Origin of the sequence: Methylophaga pinxianii, from assembly GCF_020447225.1 — a bacterium.
Classification (GTDB): domain Bacteria; phylum Pseudomonadota; class Gammaproteobacteria; order Nitrosococcales; family Methylophagaceae; genus Methylophaga; species Methylophaga pinxianii.
Map to the genome: position 1 here is coordinate 1 of NZ_JAJAEO010000097.1, position 2,658 is coordinate 2,658.

At 44.3% G+C, this 2,658-nt stretch carries 6 protein-coding genes; 5 read left to right on the plus strand and 1 reads right to left on the minus strand.

Translation table 11 applies throughout. The features are described 5' to 3' along the window. Window positions 1–651: multicopper oxidase domain-containing protein (locus tag LGT40_RS00620; protein WP_226069679.1), on the plus strand; the 651-nt coding region annotated here is incomplete at its 5' end. A 30-nt stretch (window positions 652–681) separates the two neighbouring features. Next, window positions 682–861, plus strand: a complete 180-nt coding sequence (locus tag LGT40_RS00625; RefSeq protein ID WP_226069683.1) for an NnrS family protein — start codon at window positions 682–684, stop codon at window positions 859–861. Here the strand turns inward: LGT40_RS00625 and LGT40_RS00630 are convergent. Then, window positions 800–1,162, minus strand: coding sequence for a hypothetical protein (locus LGT40_RS00630; RefSeq protein WP_226069680.1), 363 nt, complete (start codon window positions 1,160–1,162; stop codon window positions 800–802). The two genes, LGT40_RS00625 and LGT40_RS00630, sit on opposite strands and share 62 nt — an antisense overlap. 224 nt (window positions 1,163–1,386) lie before the next feature. On the opposite strand from LGT40_RS00630, the gene LGT40_RS00635 reads away from it, so the two are divergent. Genes LGT40_RS00635 through LGT40_RS00645 form a run of 3 tightly spaced genes read left to right on the plus strand, consistent with a single transcriptional unit; the run spans window position 1,387 to window position 2,414 of the window. Beyond that, window positions 1,387–1,848 carry a hypothetical protein gene (locus LGT40_RS00635; protein WP_226069681.1) on the plus strand — a complete coding sequence of 154 codons (462 nt, stop codon included), beginning with the start codon at window positions 1,387–1,389 and terminating at the stop codon, window positions 1,846–1,848. Next, window positions 1,841–2,125 (plus strand): type II toxin-antitoxin system RelE/ParE family toxin, encoded by a 285-nt coding sequence (locus LGT40_RS00640; RefSeq protein ID WP_226069682.1) that lies wholly within the window; start codon window positions 1,841–1,843, stop codon window positions 2,123–2,125. The genes LGT40_RS00635 and LGT40_RS00640 overlap by 8 nt, the downstream gene beginning before the upstream one ends. Window positions 2,126–2,159: 34 nt before the next feature. Beyond that, a complete protein-coding gene (locus LGT40_RS00645; protein ID WP_226069684.1) occupies window positions 2,160–2,414 on the plus strand; it encodes a HigA family addiction module antitoxin in 255 nt (84 codons plus the stop codon). Window positions 2,415–2,658: the final 244 nt, after the last annotated feature.

The following is a 2,658-nucleotide window of genomic DNA, read 5'->3' on the forward strand; positions in this document are numbered from 1 at the left end:
GGGGGGGGGGGAGAAGCAACCATCGTCGAACCTGGCGAAACTAAAACCATTCGATTTAAAACATTGAATCCAGGACTGTTTGTTTATCACTGTGCAGTGCCTAATATGGCGGTGCATATGGCCCACGGTATGTATGGGCTTATTCTGGTTGAGCCAGAGGCAGGTTTACCACCGGTAGATAAAGAGTTTTATCTGATGCAAGGTGAGATCTACACCACTGGTGCGATTGGCCGAAAAGGCTTGCAGGTGTTTGATGCTAAAAAAATGCTCGATTCACAACCGGAATACGTGGTGTTTAATGGGCGAACCGGTGCGGTTGTGGACAATATGCAAGTCAATGTTGGCGATACCGTCAGGCTGTATATAGGTAATGGCGGGGTAGCGATGAACTCCTCATTTCATTTAGTCGGCGAGATCTTTGACACCGTCTATCCAGAAGCCTCAATGAATGGTGCTCAGTTTAAGAATGTGCAAACCACAAACATCCCGGCCGGTGGTGCCACGATTGTTGAGTTTAAAGTCGATTATCCCGGCCATTATGTTCTGGTGGATCATGCTTTGATGAGAACAGATAAAGGAGCGTGGGGAGTACTCGAAGTGATTGGAGAAAAAGATCCCGACATTTTTGAAGCAGTGGAAATCAATCCTTGATGAAAAGTTAACACCGGATTTGTATAGATGATGTCCGAATTATCAGAACATGAAAAAGCCATCATACCGTTATTTCGTCAGGCGTTCAGACCGTTATTTTTGTTTGGCGCAAGCTTTAGTGTGATTGCCATGTTGCTGTGGGGCCTGATTATATCCGGTCATTTGAACTTCGCATTTGTAGGTAATTCGCTTTTCTGGCACAGCCAATGACAAATATTTCCCGGTCCATTGCAGAAATCAAGGGCTTTGCTTTCTCAATCGCGTATTTTTTTCCAGCAGTGAGATACATCAAGCTACGTCCATCACCAGCACCACAATCCAAAATAGACGGTTGGCTTTCCAGATAACGCTCATCAATCAAGTGATCGATATCGTTTTTGATTATATTCAGGATTTCCGTAGTGGTTGGATACCACTCAAAATCGCTATCTGTCTGTTTCAAACGAGCCACCATAGCGGCCGTGCTCTTGGGTGCTGCTTGGTGTGATAGTGATAGATTTTGTTGCATCATTTTGACTCCTCAAAGTGTAATTCTGAGGGTCAGAAACATTTCCTGACCCGCATAACCACTCTCTCATGGAGTTCAGATCACGCAACTCTTTGCATAAACACCTACATCCCTCTGGAACTGAGCTTTTAGCTGTGTATTCGCCAAACTATAAAGGGAGTTATTAATAATTGAATGTTTAAACAGTTAATAATAAACTGTAAACAATTAAATTCTGATTGGTGACTATGATGAGCTTACAGGCAATTAACCAAAGAACACTGCAGCAGCTGGTGGATGATGGGCTTGTACATTCGGCAACAGCGGTACCTAACAACGACCACTGGGAATTGGTGGTGAATTATGGCCAAGTAAGTAGAGTGCTCGCCACAACACCTGGCAACAAAGTAAGAACCTGGTCTAAGATGGATACGCTGATTGAGTACATTGCCAAGCTAGGAATTACTAAGCTGGAAACTGATTTAACTGACTATACAGCCGGAGTTAAAACATCTCGCAAACGTCCCGATCGCGCCGAGGCAATGCGACAAACGCATGAAGCAGCAAAGCATGATTTATGGTTTCGTGAACAGGTTAATACAGCCTTAGCCGAAGCTGATTCACCGGATGCCAAATGGATTAAGGCAGAAGACGTTCGCACAAGAATGAAACAGAGAGCTAAGTCTCGACTGGACGCTGTGAATGATTAGATGGTTAGGACATGCTGAAGATGATTTGATGGCCATAGAAGACTACATCGCTTTGGATAATCCTATTGCGGCCATAGAAACAGCCGATAAAATCTGGTTTTCCACCTCAAAGTTGACCGACAACCCACAGATTGGACGAGAAGGTAGAGTAAAAGGGACTCGCGAGCTGGTGGTGACAGGTACACCTTATATCGTGGTTTATCAGCAGAAATCCAAACAAGACGATATTAATATCCTGAGAGTTTTGCATGGTTCTCAGCGTTGGGGAGAGGTCTAGAAAATGCAAGAATATAATCCGTTACATCCAGGCGATGTTTATCCAAACAACATACCTGTCCGAGCTAGACATTAGCCCAACCAAACTGGCCAGACACCTGAAAGTATCACCACGAACCGTCTCAAGGCTTTTAATAGGACACACCAACGTTTCTGCTGAAATGGCACTTAAGCTATCTGTAGTCCTGGGAGGTAGCCTTGAAAGTTGGCTGCAAATACAACGAAACTATGACCTATGGCAAGCAAGACAGACGTTTGACACAGAAGGATACCAACAGCTCTGCACCTGAAAACCTTTGCTTTAACGTTGGCTCTCAACAGATATTTGACTTTAGGGAAAGAATTAATTAACTTGATGGCTAGCGATATCGACGCTAGCTGCCCACCCTGGCCAACTCGAATGAGACGATAATCCGACGTTACTATTTTATTTTTCGGGTAAGCGGATTAAATGGTTGATCTTACCTTTGCATGAGAGTGAGACAGACCGGCATCTCATCGGATTATCTGGTTGATGCTTCACCTACTGCTGGT

What these genes read in the sequence shown, in the direction of transcription:
- LGT40_RS00625 (WP_226069683.1), top strand. Translation starts at nt 682, where the DNA reads ATGTCCGAATTATCAGAACATGAAAAAGCCATCATACCGTTATTTCGT.
- LGT40_RS00630 (WP_226069680.1), bottom strand. Translation starts at nt 1,162, where the DNA reads ATGATGCAACAAAATCTATCACTATCACACCAAGCAGCACCCAAGAGC.
- LGT40_RS00635 (WP_226069681.1), top strand. Translation starts at nt 1,387, where the DNA reads ATGATGAGCTTACAGGCAATTAACCAAAGAACACTGCAGCAGCTGGTG.
- LGT40_RS00640 (WP_226069682.1), top strand. Translation starts at nt 1,841, where the DNA reads ATGATTAGATGGTTAGGACATGCTGAAGATGATTTGATGGCCATAGAA.
- LGT40_RS00645 (WP_226069684.1), top strand. Translation starts at nt 2,160, where the DNA reads ATGTTTATCCAAACAACATACCTGTCCGAGCTAGACATTAGCCCAACC.